The 21,954-nt window shown below is 68.5% G+C and carries 14 protein-coding genes; 5 read left to right on the forward strand and 9 right to left on the reverse strand.

From position 1 onward, the window contains the following. Positions 1–545 precede the first annotated feature (545 nt). Entirely contained in the window at positions 546–2,213 is a 1,668-nt protein-coding gene (gene leuA / locus FHS74_RS27935; protein WP_184807549.1) for a 2-isopropylmalate synthase, read from the forward strand. Between the two features lie 40 nt (positions 2,214–2,253). On the opposite strand, the gene FHS74_RS27940 is transcribed toward leuA, so the two are convergent. From FHS74_RS27940 to FHS74_RS27965, 5 genes are all read right to left on the reverse strand, one after another. Next, complete coding sequence (locus FHS74_RS27940; RefSeq protein WP_184807550.1) at positions 2,254–2,922, reverse strand: hypothetical protein; 669 nt, start codon at positions 2,920–2,922, stop codon at positions 2,254–2,256. Positions 2,923–3,248: 326 nt separating this feature from the next. Continuing rightward, positions 3,249–3,905: a hypothetical protein gene (locus tag FHS74_RS27950; protein ID WP_184807551.1), complete on the reverse strand. Its 657-nt coding sequence runs from the start codon at positions 3,903–3,905 to the stop codon at positions 3,249–3,251. Positions 3,906–4,011: 106 nt separating this feature from the next. After that, a complete protein-coding gene (locus tag FHS74_RS27955) occupies positions 4,012–5,349 on the reverse strand; it encodes an LLM class flavin-dependent oxidoreductase (protein ID WP_184807552.1) in 1,338 nt (445 codons plus the stop codon). Between the two features lie 104 nt (positions 5,350–5,453). Next, on the reverse strand, positions 5,454–6,152 hold the full coding sequence (locus FHS74_RS27960) for an SDR family NAD(P)-dependent oxidoreductase (RefSeq protein WP_184807553.1): 699 nt from the start codon (positions 6,150–6,152) through the stop codon (positions 5,454–5,456). Positions 6,153–6,162: 10 nt separating this feature from the next. Further along, a complete protein-coding gene (locus FHS74_RS27965; RefSeq protein ID WP_184807554.1) occupies positions 6,163–6,543 on the reverse strand; it encodes a tautomerase family protein in 381 nt (126 codons plus the stop codon). Between the two features lie 142 nt (positions 6,544–6,685). Between FHS74_RS27965 and FHS74_RS27970 the strand changes: the two genes are divergently transcribed. The 4 genes from FHS74_RS27970 to mgrA all read left to right on the forward strand — a co-directional run bounded on the left by FHS74_RS27970 (position 6,686) and on the right by mgrA (position 12,101). Then, a complete protein-coding gene (locus tag FHS74_RS27970; protein WP_184807555.1) occupies positions 6,686–7,147 on the forward strand; it encodes a MarR family winged helix-turn-helix transcriptional regulator in 462 nt (153 codons plus the stop codon). A gap of 197 nt (positions 7,148–7,344) precedes the next feature. Next, positions 7,345–9,027, forward strand: a complete 1,683-nt coding sequence (locus FHS74_RS27975) for a methyl-accepting chemotaxis protein (RefSeq protein WP_184807556.1) — start codon at positions 7,345–7,347, stop codon at positions 9,025–9,027. Positions 9,028–9,243: 216 nt separating this feature from the next. Continuing rightward, a complete protein-coding gene (locus FHS74_RS27980; RefSeq protein ID WP_184807557.1) occupies positions 9,244–10,935 on the forward strand; it encodes a methyl-accepting chemotaxis protein in 1,692 nt (563 codons plus the stop codon). 122 nt (positions 10,936–11,057) lie between these two features. Next, positions 11,058–12,101 carry an L-glyceraldehyde 3-phosphate reductase gene (gene mgrA / locus FHS74_RS27985; RefSeq protein ID WP_184807558.1) on the forward strand — a complete coding sequence of 348 codons (1,044 nt, stop codon included), beginning with the start codon at positions 11,058–11,060 and terminating at the stop codon, positions 12,099–12,101. Positions 12,102–12,310: 209 nt separating this feature from the next. On the opposite strand, the gene FHS74_RS27990 is transcribed toward mgrA, so the two are convergent. From FHS74_RS27990 to FHS74_RS28005, 4 genes are all read right to left on the reverse strand, one after another. Continuing rightward, positions 12,311–13,234 carry a glycosyltransferase family 2 protein gene (locus FHS74_RS27990; protein ID WP_184807559.1) on the reverse strand — a complete coding sequence of 308 codons (924 nt, stop codon included), beginning with the start codon at positions 13,232–13,234 and terminating at the stop codon, positions 12,311–12,313. Between the two features lie 5 nt (positions 13,235–13,239). Further along, the gene (locus tag FHS74_RS27995; RefSeq protein ID WP_184807560.1) at positions 13,240–14,589 is read right to left on the reverse strand and encodes a beta-1,6-N-acetylglucosaminyltransferase; all 1,350 of its coding nucleotides are present in this window, start codon (positions 14,587–14,589) and stop codon (positions 13,240–13,242) included. Between the two features lie 122 nt (positions 14,590–14,711). Further along, positions 14,712–16,820 (reverse strand): penicillin-binding protein 1C, encoded by a 2,109-nt coding sequence (gene pbpC, locus FHS74_RS28000; protein WP_343067060.1) that lies wholly within the window; start codon positions 16,818–16,820, stop codon positions 14,712–14,714. After that, the gene (locus FHS74_RS28005; RefSeq protein ID WP_184807561.1) at positions 16,817–21,676 is read right to left on the reverse strand and encodes an alpha-2-macroglobulin family protein; all 4,860 of its coding nucleotides are present in this window, start codon (positions 21,674–21,676) and stop codon (positions 16,817–16,819) included. The genes pbpC and FHS74_RS28005 overlap by 4 nt, the downstream gene beginning before the upstream one ends. Positions 21,677–21,954: the final 278 nt, after the last annotated feature.

Raw genomic sequence — 21,954 nt, forward strand, 5'->3', positions numbered from 1 at the left:
GGCCTTCGGTGCTCACTCCGGCCGCCCCGGTCGGGGCCTACCGCTGGCGGGAGACGAATTCTCCCGCCAGCGCCCTGGGGGGCGCCTTGCGAAAGCTGGTGGAGCGGCCTTGCCAAAGATTGCCGCCAGCGTTTCGGCGTCACCTCTTTGATGCCGGCGCATGACCGTCCTTGAAATTTCATGAGCGTGTTCGCTTGACACGCCGCCCGGATGCCGCTTTTATCCTCGGCACCATGACCGACATCGCGACCAGCCTCCTGCTTCTTATGAACCCGGCCTCCTGAGAGGACCGGGCAGTTCGTCATAAGTTTGCGCAAGGTTCGCGAGTTTTCCCAAATGTCGTGTCGTTCCGCCCCCATCGTACGCACCCACTGGGGCCTCCCTGTTGAAGCTGAGATCGCCGCCGCCAGCGCCCCTGCGCTGAGCCTTGTCGCGCGCCTGCTCCTTATCGGCGGTCGCCGGGCCTGACGGCCATCCGGCGGCTGTAGCCTTGGCCGTATTCCTCCCCCCCCCCGACCGAATACATTCAACAGAGACGCCCCACCATGCTGCGCGATCCGTCCACCAAGTACCGCCCCTTCCCCCACGCCGACCTGCCCGACCGCACTTGGCCGTCGCGCACCATCACCAAGCCGCCGCGCTGGCTGTCGACCGACCTGCGCGACGGCAACCAGGCGCTGATCGACCCCATGGACGCCGAGAAGAAGCAGCGCTTCTTCGACATGCTGGTGAAGATCGGCTTCAAGGAGATCGAGGTCGGCTTCCCCTCCGCCTCGCAGACGGAATTCGACTTCGTCCGCAGCCTGGTGGAGGGCGGCAAGGTCCCCGACGACGTCACCATCCAGGTGCTGACCCAGGCGCGTCGCGACCTGATCGAGCGCACGTTTGAGTCCCTGCGCGGCGCCCCGCGCGCCATTGTCCACATGTACAACGCCATCTCCCCCGCCTGGCGCCGCATCGTCTTCGGCATGGACCGGGCCGGCATCAAGGACATCGCCGTCAAGGGTGTGACCATCCTGCGCGAGCAGGCGGAGAAGTATCCGGAGACCGACTGGATCTTCGAATACTCGCCCGAGACCTTCAGCACGGCGGAGCCTGATTTCGCCCTGGAAGTCTGCGAGGCGGTGCTGGACGTGCTGGAACCGACGCCGGACCGCCCGGTGATCCTGAACCTGCCGGCCACCGTGGAGGCCGCCGGCCCCCACATCTACGCCGACCAGATCGAGCGCTTCTGCCGCCAGATCAGCCGGCGCGACAGCGTCGTCGTCAGCGTCCATCCCCATAACGACCGGGGCACCGGCGTGGCCGCCGCCGAGCTGGCGGTGCAGGCCGGCGCCGACCGTGTCGAGGGCTGCCTGTTCGGCAATGGCGAGCGGACGGGCAATGTCGATCTGGTGACCCTGGGCCTGAACCTGTACACCCAGGGCGTGGACCCGGGCCTGGACTTCTCCGACATCCAGTCCGTCGTCCAGACGGTGCAGTACTGCAACCAGATCCCCGTCCACCCCCGCCACCCCTATGCCGGTGAGCTGGTGTTCACCGCCTTCTCCGGCTCCCACCAGGACGCCATCAAGAAGGGCTTCGCCGCCCAGGCCGCGCGCAACGACCAGATCTGGGACGTGCCCTACCTGCCCATCGACCCCACCGACCTGGGCTGCGGTTATGAGGCGGTCATCCGCGTCAACAGCCAGTCCGGCAAGGGCGGCATCGCCTGGGTCATGGAACAGGACAAGGGGTTGAGGCTGCCCCGCGCCCTGCAGATCGACTTCAGCCGCGTGGTCCAGGGCTATGCCGACGAGACCAGCCGCGAGATGACCGCCGCCGACATCTGGGGCATCTTCCAGGACACCTACTGCCTGACCGGCCTGCAACGCTTTGAGCTGATCGACTATCAGGAGACCGGTGCCGCCGGCAGCCGCGAGCGCATGTTCGTCGGCCGCATCAGCGTGGGCCGGGAGGAACGCAGCGTCAGCGGCCGGGGCAACGGCCTGCTGTCCAGCGTGCTGGCCGCCCTGAAAGCCGATTGCGGCATGGACCTGGACATCGTCGATTACCAGGAACACGCCATCGGCCACGGCGGCGACGCCCGCGCCGCCGCCTATGTCGAGTGCCGAACTGGCGACGGCCGCAAGGTCTTCGGCGTCGGCATCGACACCGACGTGGCCACCGCCTCCGTCCGCGCCGTGCTCAGCGCCGCCAACGGCGCGGGGTGATCACAGGATGGGGCGATTCCTTTAGGGGGCCGCCCCTGCCTCACACTGCTGGCGGTGGCCCATCGAGATAGCGGTCGATGTCCATCGCCAAGGTGCCGATCAACGCGGCATCGATCTTCGCCGGATCCTGTGTCACCAGCAGATAGGTCGGCATTTTACCTTGGCTGATCAGGAACCGGCCGCCATCATCCCCGGTGAACAACAGCCCCTTGGCCACGAGGCAGGTGTGATCAGCCCCCGGCGGTACCGCACCGAAACCTCTGTTCGGATTGTCCCACCATCCGGCGGGCATCCTGTCCGCCGAGATGGTGCATTCCCGCAGCCACAGCACATCCACGTGCCACCGCGCGAAAGGCCAGGGGCGGCTCGGTCCCGGTTCAAGTTCTGCGGAAAGCCCGCCGAAATCGGGCGCAGAGATGCCCAGAACTTTCAACTCTTCCAGTATCGGCGCTACTTGATGCCAGAATGCCTCGGCTTCGGCGCGGAACCGCTCCGCCGTCCGCAACGCTAGGGTAGCGACATCGAACTGGAAAACGATACCGAGTTCCACGCTGGTCACGAGCAGCGGGGGCAGTTCCCCCCGCAACAGCCAAACCAGGTTCGGCCCCGACCTGTCTTCCTTGTCGAGACTGAAGCCGGTTAGGGTGGACGAAAGCGACCGGAGGTCCTCTGGCGTGGCTTCGATGGTTACAGGCGAGGCGTGTGTCATTTTGCAATTCTACCACAAGATGCCGCCGCAGCCTCCCTTTAGCCGGTGCCGCCAACGGGCCGGATGTCACCGGGCATCCGCGTAAGTCGTGACCAGCCGGTAGAGGACGGTGCGCGCGTTGTAGAGGGTGCGGACGCGCGCCCTTTCGACCTGACCCGGAAGGACACAGCCCCAACCCGCCGCTGCGCCTGCCCCTGGGCAGCGACACGGTGGCGACCATCGAACAAAAGAACGCCGACGTGGCGGCCGAGCTGGCGCAGTGGCGACACGTCGCCCTGTCCACCAACCACGACGCGGCATGACGAATGGCGAAAGCTGCCCCGCCCCTACCGCGTCTGGTCCCACGCCAGCAACTGCTGGCACTGGCCCGGCGGCTGCCAGTCCTGGATCAGCGTGGTGGGCGGTTGGGCGGCATCGTGCAGGATGAGGGCGAAACCCAGGCGCGGCTCCCTGCCGATGGCCATAAGCAACATGGGTGGACCGCCCTCGATCACCGGCCCCTGCCCCTGGCGCACACCGGCGGGCGTCTCCAGACAGGTGTCGCCGCTGAAGGCATAGAAGGCCTCCGGCCCTGAATGCACATGCAAGGGCGCCTTCATGCCGGGGGTGAAGACGGAGCGCAGATATTCGGCGGCATAGGACGGGGCGGCCGTCGTTGGCAGGGGGCCAATGTCGGCGATATGGTGCCCACCGTCCGGCCGCCACCCCTGCCTTTCGATGGTGAACAGCCAGACCTTGCCGAAGGCGGTGACGACGCTGCCCGTCCGGGTGGCCGCCGCCTCCGCCGCGGCCTTGGACGGGAAGGTGTCGAGATGCCAGTAGACATCCCCAGCCGGCAGGGTCGCGATGTTCTGGTGGACCATTAGGCAGGCGGGACCCGCCGTTTCCTCCACCCCACAGGGGCGGGAGGTGGCCTGGCCGAAGGCCGGTCCCGCCAGCAAGGCGGCGGCACAGGCGATCCCGGTGACGTAGGCGTTGATCATCCACGTGTTCCCTTCCAGCTGACAGGCGGCAGATTGGCCGCCGCCCGCAGCCAGCGCAACGTCACGGGATGACTACAACCTTAGGGGCCGGCTTATGGGCGCCGCCTCACGCCGCGCCCCGGGCAGCCTTGGCCGCGGTGAAGCGGTTGACCGGCACATCCAGCCCCAGATTGTCGCGGAAGGTCTCGCCTTCATACTCCCGCCGCAGCAGGCCGCGCTCCTGCAGGATAGGCACCACCGTCTCCACGAACACGTCCAGCTGGCGCGGCAGGGCTTCGAACAGCACGAAGCCATCAGCGGCCTTGGCGTCCAGCCAATGCTGGAACTTGTCGGCGATCTGTTCCGGCGTGCCGACGAAGTTGCCGCGCGGCGTGGCGAAACGCTGGGCCACCTGGCGCAGGGTCAGGTTCTCCGCCTTGGCGGCAGCCACGATCTTCAGGACGGCGCTCTGCGTGCTGTTGTAGGCGTCGGCCCCCACCTCGGGGAACGGCGCGTCCAGGTCGTATTGGCTGAAGTCATGGTCGTTGAACGGCCGGCCCAGCATGGACAGGGCGTTCTCGATGGACACCAGATTGGCCAGTTCCTGGTACTTGGCCTCCGCCTCGGCTTCTGTCGCCCCCACCACCGGCGCCGCGCCAGGCAGGATGAAGACCTTGTCGGGATCGCGGCCGAAGCCGGCGACCCGCGCCTTCACGTCGCGGTAATAGGCCTGGGCCTCCGCCAAATCGTCCTGGCCGACGAAGATGGCGTCGGCATTCTTGGCGGCGAAGTTCTTGCCGTCCTCCGACGCGCCGGCCTGGAAGATCACCGGCTGGCCCTGGGGGGAGCGGGCGATGTTCAGCGGCCCCTTCACCTGGAAGAACTCCCCCTTATGGTCCAGGGTGTTCAGCTTGGTGGGGTCGAAGAAGACGCCGCTGTCCTTGTCATGGACCAGCGCGTCATCCTCCCAGCTGTCCCATAGGCCCTTCACCACGTCCAGATACTCGTCCGCCAGGCGATAGCGCCGGTCATGGGACAGATGTTCGGCCTTGCTGAAGTTGGCCGCACTGCCTTCCAGCCAGCTGGTCACCACGTTCCAGCCGGCGCGGCCGCCACTGATATGGTCCAGCGACGCGAACTGGCGGGCGACGTTGTAGGGCTCGCTGTAGCTGACGGTCAGGGTGCCCACCAGGCCGATATGGCTGGTCGCGCCCGCCAGCGCCGACAGGATGGTCAGCGGCTCGAACCGGTTCAGATAGTGGGGGCTGGACTTCTCGGTGATGTAGACGCTGTCGGCCACGAACAGGAAATCGAACTTGCCCGTCTCCGCCAGCTGGGCCTGGCGCTTGTAAAAGGCGAAGTTGGTGCTGGCGTTCGGCACGGCGTCCGGGTGGCGCCAATCGCCCCAGGTACGGCCCACGCCGTGAAGGATGAAACCCAGCTTCAGTTGCTTGCTCGCGCTCATGACCGCCTCCGTTGGAACAGGCGGCCAGCATTCCTTGCCGACGCCGGCGGCTCAAACGAGTCTTCTCAATGAGACTGTTGAGCCCCGGCGCCAACGATGAACCGTCAGAACTTCTCCACCCAGGGACGCAGTTCCACTTCCCAGGTCCAGGCGCTGCGGTGCTGGGTGTGGACGTGCCAATACTCCCGCGCGATGGCGTCGGGGTCCAGCCAACGGTCCTCCGGCCCCTCTTCCCCGGGTTTGGCCCAGCTGCTGGCGACACCGCCGTCGATGATGAAATGGGCGACATGGATGTTCTGCGGCGCCAGTTCGCGGGCCAGGCTTTGCGCCATGCCGCGCAGCGCGAACTTGCCCATGGCGAAGGGGGTGGACCCCGCCAGGCCCTTCACGCTGGCGGTGGCGCCGGTCAACAGAATGCTGCCCCGGCCCAGCGCCCGCATCCGCACGGCGGCGGCCTGCGCCACCAGGAAGCCGGCGAAGGCGGAGATGCGGAGGCTGTCCAGCACCTGGGCCGGATCCAGATCCTGCACCGGCCCCCGGGTGCGGGCGCTGGCGTTGAACACCACCAGGTCCGGCGTGCCCAAATCGGCGTCCACATCCGTGAACAGCCGCGCCACGGCCCCCGGATCGCCCGCATCGGCGGCATAGGCCGTGGCCCCTGTCTCCGCCACCAGATCCGCCAGCTTATCGATGTTCCGCGCCGCCAGCGCCACACGATAGCCCTCGCGGGTCAGCAGGCGGGCCAGCGACGCGCTGATGCCCTTGCCGGCGCCGACGATCAGGGCGGTGGGACTGTGGGTCATGGCATCCTCCTCAAGCGTATTGCGCTTCGCCATTGCCGAAGGACCAGTTCTCCTTGGCCACCTCGACCAGGCTGATGAACACGTCCTCACGCCGCAAGCCCAGACGGGCGTGCAGGCCGTCGGCGACCGCCTTGTAAAAGGCCTTCTTCACCTCCAGCGTCCGGCCCTGGTTCAGGGTCACCTGGATAATGACGCAGTCGCGGGTGCGATGAACGCCCAGATAGGTCGCATCGGCCGCGAAGTCGCTGTCGGCATGTTCGGTGATGATCTGGAAACGGTCGTCCTTGGGCACGTTCAGCGTGTTGATCATGGCATCGTAGAGGACGTCGCCGATGGTGTGGCGATACTCGGCGGACTTGCCTTTGACGAGGTCGATGCGGGCGAGCGGCATGGGGTTTCCTCCGGTGGGTCAGCACCTTGATGGTACCGGATGACGAGCATGCCGAATTTATGGGTAATTGCCCATATGATCGTTGACAGCGGAAAGGCCCGCGCGCCTGATAGGGTGGCGCCTGTTTAGACATGGACCACTGATGCCTGACACACCCCCCATGCCCGTGCCCACGGCCGAACCCGAACCCACGCGGTGCAACTGCACCGCCCTGCGCCAAGCCGCCCGCCGCCTGACCAAGTTCTACGACGACGCGCTGGTGTCGACCGGCCTGGGCACCAACCAGTACGCCATCCTGTCGCGCCTGCATCGCCACGGCCCCAAGACCATTCAGGACCTGGCGGCCATGCTGGTCATGGACCGGTCCACCCTGGGCCACCTGTTGCGCCCCCTGGAAAAGCGCGACCTGGTGCGCCTGACCATCACGACGGAGGATCGCCGCCGCCGCGTCATCGTGCTGACGCCGGCGGGCGAGGCGATGGTCGCCCAGGCCCAGCCGCTGTGGGCCGCCGCCCAGCGGCGGTTCGAGCAGGTTTTCGGCAGCGACAACGCCCAGTCCCTGCGCGCCGTGCTGCGCCAGGTGGAGACGGCCGATCTTTCCTGATGAAGTGTCAATTAAGTAAAATCCAATTTAATTGACATGGCCGGCGGCAGAACGTCGCAGCGGCGGACAACGCGACGGGTTCTCCGCCGACAGGGGTAGAAATCAGAAGGTTGCACCCCACGTCCTACCAAATAAGGGGTATCCCTTCTGTGGAAAGCCACGTGGAGCCCCTGCGCCACCCCAAGACAGGAGCCGCTATGCCGCGTCTGGTCGACTTATCCTTGCGCATCCGTATTTCCGTGGCCTTTTCCTTGGTCCTGGTCGTGACTTTGGCTCTGGGCGGCTTCGCCCTGGAACGCCTGTCCAAAATTGAACATGCCGCCGCGGATCTGGGCGGCGACGCGATGCCCTCGATCGTCGCCAGCAATGAACTGCTGCAGGCGATGCTGGAGGCGCGCCGATATCAGCAGGGCATGCTGCTGGCCACCACCGACGAGGCGCGGGCGGAACAGGAGAGGATGGTGAACCAGCAGTTGGCCCGCGTGACCAAGGGCCGGCATGAGTATGAGCCGCTGGTGACCGTCGAACGTGCGCAGATCGAGCGGTTCGACAGGCTATGGCCGCAATTCCTCGCCTCCTCCAACCAGCTTGCCGACGTGTTGCGCAAGGGCGACCGCGCCCAGGCGCTGACGCTGTACGCCAGCGACAATCGGGAGCAGACGCGCCAAATCGTGGCGACATTGACCGAAGCCGCCGATCTGAATTACCGCGCCGGCCAGCAGGCCTACGCCACGCTGACACGCACCACCGACATTTCGCGCCTGGGCACGCTGCTGGCCCTCGCGGCAGCGCTGGCCGCCGCGATTGCCGCCGGCCTCGTCACCGTGCTGACCATCGGCCGGCCCACCCGCCAGCTGACGGGGGTGATGACCCGCCTCAGCCAGCGGCAGCTGGATACGGCCATTCCCGGCGCCGATCGCCTGGATGAGATCGGCGCCATGGCCCGGGCGGTCCAGGTGTTCCGCGACGGCCTGGTGGAGGCCGACCGCCTGGCGGCCGTCCAGCGGGACGAGGAAGCGGCCAAGGCCCGCCGCGTGGCCGCCATCGACGCGCTGGTCAACGATTTCGACGAGCGGTCGTCCAACATCCTGCGGCAGTTCAGCGGGGCCGCGGCCGAGTTGGACACCGCCGCCCAAAGCATGTCCAGCGTGGCGGAGGAAACCAACCGCCAGTCCTCAACCGCCGCCGCCGCCGCCGATCAGACCACCGCCAACGTCCAGACCGTGGCCGCCGCAGCGGAGGAGATGGCGGCCAGCATCGCCGAGATCAACCGCCAGGTGGGCCACGCCCAGGCCATCGCCAGCCAGGCCAGCCAGGATGCGCGGGAGACCATGTCCACCGTCACCGGGCTGACGGAAGCCTCCCAACGCATCGGCGAGGTGGTGACCCTGATCCAGGCCATCGCGGAGCAGACCAACCTGCTGGCGCTGAACGCCACCATCGAGGCGGCGCGGGCGGGCGAGGCCGGCAAGGGCTTCGCCGTGGTGGCGGCGGAGGTCAAAGGCCTGGCCAACCAGACGGCCAAAGCGACGGAGGACATCGCGGCGCAGATCACCGCCGTGCAGCAGGTCTCGACCCGGACCGCCGGCGCCATCCAGGCCATCGGCGGCATCATCGAGGAGGTCAACGGCATTTCCACGTCCATCGCCGCCGCCATGGAGCAGCAGGGCGCCTCGACCACAGAAATCAGCCGGAATGTCGGCCAGGCCGCCACCGGCACCCAGGGCGTGGCCGACGCCTTGGGCGCGGTGACGGAGGCCGCGGCCCAGGCCGGTGCCGCCGCCACCCAGGTACTGGGTGCCGCCCACGATCTGTCGGAACAATCCGGCGTGCTGCGCGACCATGTCAGCCGCTTTCTGACCGCCATCAAGGCCGCCTGAAGCCACTCTGAAAACGCCGGCGGCGGAATGGTCCGTCGCCGGCGCCTTTCAGCACAGTCATGGCAATGGGATATTCAGCCCAGAAGCGCCATTGGGGTAATCACAAAGAGATTGGTTCATTCATCAGCAACATATTGCTGTAAACGCGTAAATTAATACTCCCTTAAGGAACACACCCAATACTTTCGAATATACCGAAACGCGGGGGATGATCCGATGTTCTCCAACATGCGAATCCTGTGGAAGATCGTCATCATTGTCGTTGCCATGGCGTTGGCGGCCAGTGGCATTGGGGCGGTCGGGATGATTGGCCTGCGGACCCTGGCGGAGAGCGCCACGGAGATCCAGGCCGCGGGCAACGCCGCCACCTTGAGCGCGCGGATGAGCCGGGAACTGTCGACCATCAACCGGCAGGAATACCGCGTCCTGGCCCTGCCCGAGGAATGGGAGGACGCCGCCCAGGCCAAGAAGGTAGCGACGGAGACACTGGTCAGCCGGCTGGATGCCTTGGAAAAGCTGGTGACCCCGGAGGAACAGCCTCAACTGGCGGCGGTGCGCGAGGCCTACGCCGACTACGCGCCGGTGATGGAAACGCTGTTCGACAAGGTACGCCAGGAGCGTGCGGGAAGCTTTGCCGGTGGACGTGCCGGCCTGGTGGACGCCATCCACGAATCACGGGCTCATGTCGCCGCGCTGCAGGACAAGATGAAGACGCTGGTGGACACCCTTGAACGGCGCTCCATCGCCGTGAAAGAGCGCGCCCAGCGGGCCGCCACCTGGGCCTCCCGCCTGATGGCCCTGTTCGCCGTGGTGGGCATCGCCGCCGGCCTGGCCGTGGGATGGCTGGTGGCGCGCCACGGCCTGCTGCGCCCCATCACCCTGGTGGTGGACAGCCTGCGCGATCTGGCCGCCGGCAATTTGGACAATGAAGTGCCGTGCGCCGACCGGGGCGATGAGATCGGCGACATCGGCCGCGCCGCCCTGATCTTCCGCAACAATGCGCGGGAGGCGGCCCGTCTGCGCAGCCTTCAGGCCAGCGAGCAGGCGGCCAAGGCCCGCCGGGCGGAAACGCTGGAGAAGCTGGTGGTCCATTTTGAAGCCAAGTCCGCCGACCTGGTGCAAATGCTGGCCAGCGCCGCGACGGAGATGGAAGCCACCGCGACCTCCATGGCCACGCTGGCGGACCAAACCAACCAGCGTTCCGGCGCTGTCGCCACCGCCTCGCACCAGGCGGCGCTGAATGTTCAGACGGTGGCGGCGGCCACGGAGGAATTGGCCCTGTCGGTGAAGGAAATCGCCCAGCAGGTCAGCCACTCCCGCGATATCGCGGACCGGGCGCAGGTGGAGGCGGAGGATACCCGCGCCACCGTGGCGCAGCTGGCCGACAGCGCCCAGCGCATCGGCAACGTCGCCCAGCTGATCGCCGGCATCGCCGCGCAAACCAATCTGCTGGCCCTGAACGCCACCATCGAGGCGGCACGGGCGGGCGATGCCGGACGCGGCTTCGTCATCGTCGCCAACGAGGTGAAGTCCTTGGCGACGCAAACCTCCAAGGCGACGGAAGAGATCGCCGGGCAAATCGCGGAGATACAATCCCTCACCGGCCGCACCGTGGGCGCCATCGGCCGCATCAACGGCACCATCGCCACCCTGTCCGAAATCGCCGTGGTCATCGCCTCGGCGGTGGAGGAGCAGACGGCCGCCACCAACGAGATCGCCCGCAACGTCAACGAAGCGGCGCACGGCGTGGGTGACGTGTCGCATACCATCACCGACGTGAACCAGGCGGCCATCACCACCGGCGACGCCGCCAGCCAGATCGTTGACGCGTCGGGCCAATTGTCACGCCGGGCGGAAACACTGAACCACGAGATCACCACCTTCATCAGCGGGGTGAAGGCGGCCTAGGGCGCGGGCGCGATCAAGACGGCGTGCGCGGTGGGAGCAAGAACTGAGCAAAGCGGCCTTGGCCGGCATCGGTGCCACGCCTATGGTGTCACCGGTTACCGCCCCTTGCTGGAGCTTCCCCGATGCAGTCCCCCTACCGCGCCGCCGACGATCGTTACGCCACCATGCCCTATCGCCGGTGCGGTCGCAGCGGTCTTGACCTGCCCGCCATCTCCCTGGGCCTGTGGCACAATTTTGGTGGCGCCGACGTGTTTGAGACCGGCCGCGCCGTCCTGCGCCGCGCCTTTGACCGGGGTGTCACCCATTTCGACCTGGCCAACAACTACGGCCCGCCCTACGGCTCGGCGGAGGAGAATTTCGGCCGGGTGCTGGCCAGCGACTTCAAGCCCTACCGGGATGAGATGATCATCTCCACCAAGGCCGGCTACGATATGTGGCCCGGCCCCTATGGCATCGGCGGGTCGCGCAAGTACCTGATCGCCAGCCTGGACCAGAGCCTGCGCCGCATAGGCCTGGATTACGTCGACATCTTCTATTCCCACCGCGTGGACCCGACCACGCCGCTGGAAGAGACCATGGGCGCCCTGGCCCAGGTGGTGCGCCAGGGCAAGGCGCTGTATGTCGGCATCTCCTCCTACTCCGCCGAGATGACGGCCAAAGCGGCGGCGCTGTTGAAGGAGATGGGCGTGCCCTGCCTGATCCATCAGCCCAGCTACTCCCTGCTGAACCGCTGGATTGAACGCGGCCTGCTGGACACGCTGAAGGATACGGGCATCGGTTGCATCGCCTTCTCGCCCCTGGCGCAAGGCCTGCTGTCGGCCAAATACCTCAACGGCGTGCCGGCCGACGCCCGCGCGGCCAAGGGTGGTTCCTTCCAGGAAGGGATGCTGACGGTCGAGGCGCTGGCGCATGTGCGGGCGCTGAACGCCATCGCCGAACGCCGGGGTCAGACGCTGGCGCAGATGGCGATATCCTGGGTGCTGCGCGATACCCGCGTCACCTCCGCCCTTGTCGGCGCCCGCACGGTCGCCCAGTTGGACGACAGCCTGGACGCGCTGGGGAACCTGGCGTTCACCGAAGCGGAGTTGGCGGAGATCGACACCCACGCGGTCGATACCGGCCTTAACATCTGGCAGCGTTCCTCCGACGCCAGCACGCCGGAATGAGCCCCGGATGAAGCGATGCCCGCGCCCTGGATGATGGGCGCGGGCATCAAGGCCGGCGGCGCGGGCGGGGGGCCGCGAGATGCCGCCTCCGGGGAGGAAAACGACGGGGTCAATGGGGGGACATCCCGTCGTCGCCCCTGAAAACTACCCCAGGCGGCGGGCGCGTTCTTGCACACCACACCGCCGTTTTGTATGAAAGTGCTGCTTCATCACGCCAACAGGCGCGCCATCTCCGCCCGGACCGCCGGCGCCATGGCGGCGGCGGCCAAGTCTTCCTCATCATTGAGGTCCTGGCGACGGAAATACTCCTCGTCCAGCCCGTCCTGCTTCTCTGGATGCCCATCGGGATAGGGCGCCAGCCCCCGCGCCCGCTTGCGCTGGAATTCCGCCCTGGACTTCACGGAATAGTGGTTGAGCCACAACCGCGCGTGGGAAACGGCGGGCGTGAAGGCGAAGTCGCGGATATCCACCGGTTGGCCCCGGTCGTCGACATAGCGCCAGCCCGCACCCAGGCGGCCCGCGTGGATCAGCATCCGGTCCAGCGCCGCCGGCCGCGCCAGGGTCTTCATGTGCACATGCCCGGAGAACGCCGTTGGCGCGCAGCGGGTGAAACGCTCGATCACCAGCCGGCCGTCCGGCGCCAGCTGCCCGCTGGAACCAAAGTACCGCCAGTTCAAGGCCACCGCACCCACCGCCGGATCCTGGCCGTAGCGGGCCGCCAGCGCCGGCAGCGACATGCCGTCCCGGCTGACGACGAATTCATCCGCATCGATGAACAGCACCCAGTCGGTCTCAGCACCGTAATAGGCCAGGAAGTGGTTATAGGCGCGCATCTGCGGGCCCACCGTCCGTTCCCCCCACCAGTTGAAGCCCCGCAAATCAGGACGGGACAACACAAGGTCGCGAGCCTCGGGAAAGGACAGCGCGACGCCGCCACCGGCCGACGGCCAGTCGATGACCGTGATGTCGATCCGGCGCGCCAACCGTTCCAGCAAAGCCCGGCTGCCGTCGGTGCTGCCATTGTCATAGACGACGAAACGGTCGACGCCCATGAGGTGGTGATAGGCCACCCATTCCAGCAAGCTGTCGGCCTCATCCTTGATGATGGCGCACAGGGTGACGCGTGGCGGCACGCCGGTCACGCCTGCCCAGCCGCCGCCACCAGGGCCTCCATGTGCCCCAAGTAGCGATGGATGGTCTGGTCGAGCGGCGTCAGGTCGCCATTGGCCGCCAGCGTCACGAAGCCGCCATCCGTCTCGTCGGCGATCACCACCTCGCGCTCCAGAAACAGGTCATAGACCCGAACGCGCAAAGGATAGGCATGCCGCCCCCGCACCGTGACAGGCGCCCAGCCAGCACCTTCCGGCGGGTGGATGGCGATGAGAACCTTGAAATTGCGGAGATCTTCCGACAGCAGGCAGAGGCGTAAGCCCCGCAGGTCTTCAGGCGCATGGTCAGGTGTGATCGTCATATAGAAGGCCGGCACGTTGCCCAGGACCGCCGGATCGAAGACACGGACCGTGTAGCCTTCTAGCCCGGCCATGCCGGCTGCGACGTGCTGGACCAGCGGCTGGACGTCCCGGATCGGAATTTCGGGTTCCGGCACCTCCACAGTGGACAGGCGAGCCTCGAGCGCGGCGGCGTCCAGGACGGCCATGGCCTCCATCTCGCCCCTCATCTTCAGCGGCAATTCCAGCGGGCGCTTGCGGATGAACAGCCGTCCCTGCTCGCGCGCGACATGGACATTCTCCGGGGTACATAGCATGTCGGCATTGCCACAGAGATGCGGCCAAGCGACGTAGGTGGGGCTTTGCCCCAAGACCCGCGCCTCTCCCCGCCCGGCCGCGGTCATCAGCAGCGACTGCAGGAAGGTCTCGTCCGGCAAGGCGGAGGCGACGAACGGCGCGGCAATGACGGGATCGGCCGCCTGGGCGCAGAGGATTTCGCATGCCGCGCGGGCCAGTACCAGCCAGTTGCCGCCATGCCATAGACACGCCATGAAACCGCCATCCATCGTCGCCGGCTGTTCGCCGAAACAGCCCACGCCCGGAAGTTCCCGGAAATCCATGGAAAACCGGTGCAGCACGTCGGCACGCCCCTCGGCGTACATCGGCTCCACCGCGATGGCGTCACAATAGGATGTCCCGACCTCCAACCCCCAGCCCGGGCTGTCCTGGGAAAACAGCGGCAGGTGCTGCTCGCTCAACCAGAAGAAATGCTCCCAGGAATGCCCGCTCTTCAGCGCGGCTTCCATGGCGCGCAAGGCCGTGGCCACCAGCGAATAGCCGCCCCAGCTGTGGAGATGGGCCGGCAGCGCCATGACATTGGGAAACGCGACCGCCAACCGGCTGATCAGATCCCGCAGAAGCGGCGGCGCCTTCTCATCGTGGTGCAAAATATAGAGGTGCCCAGGCCGGTACAGGAAACGGAACAGGTCGGATACATGGTCCCGGTCCCTGTGGCAGCTGATGAAGTAGCAGTTAGCCATAAACACTGATTATCCCGAACGGCGTATCGACTGGAGGGAAGCTCAAAATCGCCCGGCAGCAAGGTGCGAGCGGGTGCGGACCGACGCAAGGGTCTTTTGGGTCAGGGCCCGCAAATGAGGGCTCATTCGCGTACCCGTACCGTGGCCTTGGCCCGCTGTCCGGCGGCGTCGATAACGGCGATGTCGGCGAAGCCGATGCCATCGGGGACCCAGTCCACCCCCTCCCCGGCACCGGGCAGCGGCAGGCCGTTGACCAGCCAGCGCAAGGGTGGGCGGCCGCCCACCGCCTCCAGCGGCACCGGCGCTGTGACGCCATCGCGGCCTTCGGCCCGTTCCACCTCCGCCCCATCCGGCGGGAAGGCGATCTTCAACAGGGCCGGGCCGTCGACAGCACCGCCGCCGGGCGGCGCCCGGTCGAACAGGGCCAGCGCCGGCGGCAGGGCATGGCCCGGGCCGGCCTCCAGCGCGCCCGGCGGCCGGCCGGGCGGCGTGCCCCGGTCGGGCAGCAGATCCACCAGACGGAACAGCAGCGGGGCCGCGACGTCGCGGCCGGCGGCGCCGGGCCGGGGCGTGCCGTCCGGCCGCCCCACCCACACCCCGACCACATGGGTGGGGGTGAACCCGACGGCCCAGGCGTCGCGGAAACCGTAGGAGGTGCCGGTCTTGTAGGCCAGCCACCGTCCGCCGACGGCGGCGCGGCCGTCCGGCCGGGGGGTGCCGGACAGGATATCGGCCACATACCAGGCGGCCAGCGCGCTCATCAGCCGCCGGGCCGGCCGTTTGCCCCCCGGGCCGTCCCCTTCCGCCGGGGTCAGCAGCAGCGGCAGGGCCTGGCCGCCATCGCCCAGGTCGGCATACAGGTTGGTCAGGTCCGCCAGGCTGAGCCCCAACCCGCCCAGCGCCAACGGCAGCCCGGGGGCGGTATCCGGCCGGGGCAGGATGACCTGGGCCCCGACCTCCCGCAGCCGGCCGAGGAAGCGGGCGGGACCCAGCCGGTCCAGCACCTTCACCGCCGGCACGTTGAGCGATTGCTGCAAGGCCTCACGCACGGTCACCAGGCCATGGAAGCCACCGTCGAAATTGCGCGGGGCATAGTCGCCGAACACGGCCGGCGCGTCGTTGATGCGGGTTTCCGGATGCAGGGGCAGCGCCTCGAAGCCCAAGCCATAGAGGAAGGGCTTCAGCGCCGAACCGGGGGAGCGCGGGGCCGCCACCATGTCCACCTGGCCATAGGGGCCGGTGAAGCTGCCGCCGACATAGGCGCGGACCTTGCGGCTGGCGATCTCCATCACCAGCACGGCGACCTCCGCCGCCGGCTCCAGCGTGCCCTGGGTGTCGCGCGCCAGCGCCTCCACCCGGCGTTGCAGGCCGGCGTCGAGGGTGCTGGCGATGACGCTGCCCGGCGGTGCCGCCCGGCGCAAGCGGTCGGCCAAGTGCGGCGCCAGGAAGGGCAGCGGCCGGCGATCCGTCGGCACCGGCTCCGACATCGCCTCCCGCGCCGCCTGGGGGGTCAGCACCCCCGCCGTCGCCATGCGGCGCAGCAAAGCATCCCGCCCCGCCCGCGCCGCCGCCGGCGCCAAATCCGGCCGGCGCTTGGTGGGCGATTGCGGCAGCGTGACCAGCAGGGCCGCCTGCCCGGGGGTCAGCACCGCCGGCGGCCGGTCGAAATAGGCCAGCGACGCCGCCCGTGCCCCCTCCAGGTTGCCACCGAAGGGCGCCAGGGTCAGGTACATGCCCAGGATCTCCCGCTTGGAAAACCGGGCCTCCAACTGCACCGCCCGGAACATCTCGATCAGCTTGGCCCCCACCGTGCGAGGCCGGGGTTCCAGCAGGCGGGCCACCTGCATGGTCAAGGTGGAACCGCCGGAAACGACGCGGCCGTGGCGCACCGCCTGCGCCACGGCCCTGGCCAGGGCCAGCGGGTCAACGCCGGGATGGCGGTAGAAGCGATGGTCTTCATAGGCCACCAACAGCTTCAGATAGATGGGGCTGGCGTCGTCCACCCCCATGGGCAATCGCCATGAGTCATCGTCGGTGATGAAGGCGCGGAGCACCTCCCCCCGCTCATCCGTCACCAGCGTGGAGCGGGCCTGCCAGCGCCGCAGGTCCGGCGGGAACAGCCGGTCGGCCACCAGCGCCACCGCAACCAGGGCAAGCAGCCCGGCGGCCAGACGCCCACCCCACCGCAGGCGCCCCCCGCGTGCCGCCCAAACGCCCAGCCCGGGTATCACGGCACGGCGTCCACCACGGTGCGGCCGGCGGCGGTGCGGGCGATGGCCGCCGGGTCGTACATGTCCTGGGTGGACGCCGGCGGCAAGGCGAACTCGCCGGGCGTCACCGCCCGCACCACATAGGCGAAGCGGAAGTCCCGCGTCGGCCGGTCGTCCTCCTTCGCGTCGTCGCTTGCCTCCTCAATCCCGTTCGAATGGACCCAGGAAGGCTGGCCCGCGTCCAAGACGCCGACGAAACGGTCATCGCGGCCCTCGGCCACCGCCGCGTCGCTGATGTTCTGCAACCAGTCCAGCGCCCTTGGATCCCCCTTGTACCCCGGGTGCAGCACGGACTCGATTTCCCATCCCGCCGGCAGCGGATCGACCGTCACCAGGGTGCGCTTCACACGCTGGCGCAGCACCCCGGTCAACACCACCACCAGCCGGGTGTTGCGGGCGACATGGTCGGTGCCGACAGGCTTGCCGTCCATGGTGTAGACCTGCTTGGTCAAGGTGATGCCCTCGGACACCGGACCGGGGCTCTCCTTGGGCACGCCGTGCAGCTGCACCGTGCGCCAGACCGCGGCGGTGCCGCTGTTGACCACGCCGAATCCTGCGGCCAGCTGCGCCGGGTTGGGACTGTAGGTCAGGGTGCGGCCGGTGGCGGCCTTGGCATAGCCGGTGGTGGTCAGCGAGATGGGTTGGCCCTTGGCCAGGATGGCCTGCGAGGCCAGCAGCAGCCAGCTTTTCTGGTTGGTGTTGTAGTGCCAGGGCTCCTTCAGGCCGGACAGCGCCAGATGCAGCGCCGCCTCCTGCAGCGGCACGGCGTTGGCCTCGGCCGCCACCGCAAGGGTGGCGGCGGCGTCGCGCAGGGGGCTGCTGTAATAGTCATGCGAGGCTTGGCCCAGATGCTTGCGCGCGCGCTCGAACGCCGCGTCGGCCCGAACCTTGTCCCCCGCCGCCAGCAGGGCCGCCCCCAGCTGGGCGTAGGCCAGCGGGCCATCCGACAGCCGCTCCGCCGTCACATCGTGGATGTAGCGCAGATTGGCCGGGTTGGCATTGCCGCCGCGGGCCAGCAGATACTGGCCGTAAACCAGCGCCTCCCCCTGTTCGCCGGTGGCGCCCACACCCCGGTCGGTCTGTTGCGTCACCCAGTCGGCCAGCGACCGCATGGCCAGGTCCGGCACGAAGTAGCCCGCCCCCCGCGCCCGGCTGAGGAAATCGAACACGTACATCTGCAGCCAGGGGGAACCCAGGCCGTCGCCCGAGGACCACAGGCCGAACTCACCCGTCGAGCCCTGGCGCTGCAGCAGGCGGTCGATGGCGGTGTTCACCCGGTTGTCCGGATCCTTGACGTTGCCTTCCAACCCCAGCTGGCGGGCCAGGTCGCGGAAGGCGACCAGCGGCAGGGCGCGGCTGACGGTCTGCTCCGTGCAGCCATACGGGTACAAGTCCAGATCCGTCATCAGGCCGGCCACGTCGATACCGGGCAGGTTGGCGTAGGACAGGGTGATGCCGCCGGTGCCGGGCAGGAAGGCATCCAGGAGGTTGGGTGGCAGGGTGAAGGCCTCCCCCGGCGCCTGCTGGCGCTGTTCCGCCATGACGATGGGCGCCTCCGCCGGGCGGATGGTGATGGGCCAGGACCGTTCCAGCTTCAGCCCGCCCGGCCCCTCCACGGCCAAGGTCAGGCCGCCGATGCCGGCCCCGCCGCCGCGCAGCGCCACCGGCTGCACCACCCGCTGGCCGGCAGCGAGGGTGACGGTACGCCTAGGATCCGCCGCCAATTTCAGGGCGCCGTCGGTCACCAGCGTCACGCGGTAGTCACCGGCCGCCCCCTCCAGATTATGCAGCAGCAGGGTGCCACTCGCCGTGTCGTTGGGCGCCAGGAAGCGGGGCAGGATGACCTCCGCCACCACCGGGTCGCGCACCACCAGCGCGCCCTCGGCCATGCCCATGCGCTCCTTGTCCACGGCCACCGCCATCAGGCGCAGGCTGCCATTGAAGTCGGGAATGTCCAGCGTCACCTTGGCGTGGCCCTTGGCATCCAGCGCCACCAGGCCGGAGAACAAGGCGACAGTCCGGGTGGGCACCACCGGCAGGCCGACGCCGCCCGGTGAGTTGTCGCCGCCCTGGCGCAGCACGCCGGTCTGGCCGGCCTGGTTTTCCAGCAGGTTGCCGTAATCGTCGCGCATCTCCGCCGCCAGCTTGCGCTTGGCGAAGAAATGGGCCAGTGGGTCGGGGCTGCGGAAACGGGTCAATTGCAGGATGCCCTCGTCCACCGCCGCCACGGTGACATAGGCGCCAGCCCCGGCGGTGGGCGCGTCCACCTGCACATCCACCTTCTGGCGGGGACGCAAGGTCTTGGGCGCGGTGATGCTGACCGCCATCGTCTTGGCGGCGGACTCGATCGGGATCCAGGCGAGGCCCACGGCCCGCACCGGCTGGTGGCCGGCGCCCTTGTCCGCCGGCCTGATGAAGGACACCAGGGCATAGGCGCCGGCCCCCCACTCCGCCCGGACAGGGATATCCACCGTCACCGGCTCCCCCCCTACCGCCCGGGTGGTCAGGATGCGGACATCCTGGCCGGCGACGGCCACCTGCATCTGCCCGGCGAAGGGCGGTTCGATGCGCAGGTGCGCCGTCTCCCCCGCCTTGTAGGCCGCCTTGTCCAAGGCGGAGGGCACGACGTCGGGCGCGTCGGTGCTGGCGCCCGCCATGTACCAGCCGCTGTAGAAGGATGCGGAGGCGACAGCACCGTTAGCGGGGCTTTCCACCAACAGCCGATACTCGCCCCAGTCCAGCCGTTGGCTGAGGCGCGCGGGTTTGACGCCGTCCAGGTCCAGCACGCCGGTGGCCACCGTCTGGTACTGCAGGCTGGTCCTATACGACCAGCGATAGCCGCTGCGGTACCAGGTGTAATGGCGCTCGACCCGGCTGACCGTGTAGCGCAGCCCCTTCGCCACCTGCGGCGCCCCCAGACTGTCCACGGCCAAGATGTCGAAGTCGGCGCCGCCCCCCTCCCGCACCCGGTGGTTGGCGAACCGGGGACGGATGCCGAGGAAGCCGGCCCGGTAGACCACCGGCACCGTCGTCTGATCGCGCGTCACCCGGCCGCCCGGCTCGACCACGGCGGCGGTGAGGACGGCCTGAAGGGGCGCGGTGGCGGACCCGGCCGCCGGGATCGGGAACTCCACCCGCGCCATGCCCTCGCCATCGGTATGGGTGTCCACCGACGGCTCCGTGGCCGGCTGGAACCCGTCGTCGTCACGTCCGAAGGCGAAATCGGTCCATTTGGCGAAGGGCTTGGGGTCGCGTTCCAGCCGCACCTCACCGCCCACCGGCAGATCAGCGGCCACCGCCCCGTAGAGGAAACGCGCCTCAACGGGCAAGATCGCGGGCTGACCCGCCGCCAGCGCCGGGGACGTCGGCTTGCCGACAGTCACCTTCAGGCGCTCGGGCACGAAGTCTTCCACCTGGAAGCTGCCGCTGCCCACCACGGCGTCACCGCCGGCGACATACAGGTCGATCCGCCACTCGCCACGGGGTGCGGCGGCGCTGATGGGGACGTCGACGGTGCCCGCACCACTGGTCAGTTTGATGGTCAGGTGTGCCGCCTCCACCCCATCGCTGCGACGCACGACGGCGGCCACACTGTCCACCGCCGTCGTGCGGATCTGGGCGTCGCGCAGCACAAAGGCGGCGTGCACCGTCTCCCCCGGGCGATAGATGCCCCGCTCGGTATAGACATAGGCGTCCAGCGGCCCCGGATCCGGGCGGCCATCGGCGCCCCGGGCGCTGAAATCGAAGGCGGCCCGGTCCAGCGACAGCGCGGCGAAGTCGGCCGGCGCGCTGGCGAAGGGGATCAGCGACGCGCCACCGGCGAACGCCTCCACCAGGGCCGGCCGCGCCCCGCCCTTGCCGCGCAGCAGGCCGATGGGGAAGCGGGCGATGCCGTCGCCATCGGTCTTGGCCTCACCCAGCGTGCCGGAGTCATGGGCCACCAGCACGACCCGCGCGCCGGAGAGGGGGGTCGCCTTGGCCAGGGAGCGGGCGACGACCGTCAGCCCGTCCCCCCCGGTCAACGCCGTCAGCGCCATGTCGGTTTCAACCAGCCAGCGGGCGGCGGTACGGGCCTCACGCTCCCCATAGGGCGCGTTGTCCCGGTCCTTGGCCAGCTTCTCATCCTCCACCACCAGCAGGTAGGCGCCGGGCTGGCGTTCCTTCAGCACCTGGTCGAGGGGGAAGTTGGTGATGGTCCGTTTGTTCAGCGCGCCCTTGGTGTCCATGGTGCCAGTCCACACCGGCCGCACCTTCTCATCCACCAGGCTCTCCACGCTCCACCCCGTCGGGTCCTGGTTCAGGGGCAGGCTGGCCAGGGCGGTTTCCGGCGCGCGGTAGAGGCTGAGCGCCACCCGCGCGATGTTGACCGTCTCCACCCCCACCCCGGCATTGCCCACGCGCGGCAGCACATAGCCGGTGCCGGCGATGCGCACACTGCCCGGCAGATCATGCATCACCAGGTGGAAGGTCAGGTTCTTGGGCAGGGTGTTGCCATCGGCGGCCGGCAACCCCGCGCGGACGGTGACGCTGTAGGTCTTTCCCGGTTCCAGCCCGCTGAGGCACAGCTGGCGGTCATCCGCGGTGACGGCCATGTCGGCCGCCGGTTCCAGCGCCACGAAGCCGGACAGGTCGCCGTGATTCTCCGCCAGGGCGCCGTTGAACCTGACGCAGGCGCCGCTGGCGTCCATGTCGCTTTGCACCAGGGTGCTCGTGGGCGCCAGGGGGCCGGCGGCGTGCGCGGCGCCGCACAAGGGCGGGGCGGCCAGAGCCAAGGCGGCGATGGCCAGACGGGCGACGAACGCGACGCAGCGTCTCATGTGAGACCCCGGGATATGAGGGAAGGCGGCGGCGGAACGGCCGCGATGGCTGATCCTGGCGAGGGCGCCGGGATGCCGTCAAGGCGGATCCGCAATCGGGGCGTTCATTGCCGCAAGGGTTATACCGCCCGGGCGGGTTTCCTTGCCCCATCGCCGCCACGGACGGGGAATCGTGGCGAAACCTTGGGACCGCGACGGGGCCCGGGGTGGCGAGAACGCGTCAGCGCGACCGGACGCCATTCCAGGGCGGCGGCCTGAGTCGCGTTCCCACCGGCATG

It is taken from the genome of Nitrospirillum iridis, assembly GCF_014205765.1.
Taxonomy (GTDB): Bacteria; Pseudomonadota; Alphaproteobacteria; order Azospirillales; family Azospirillaceae; genus Nitrospirillum; species Nitrospirillum iridis.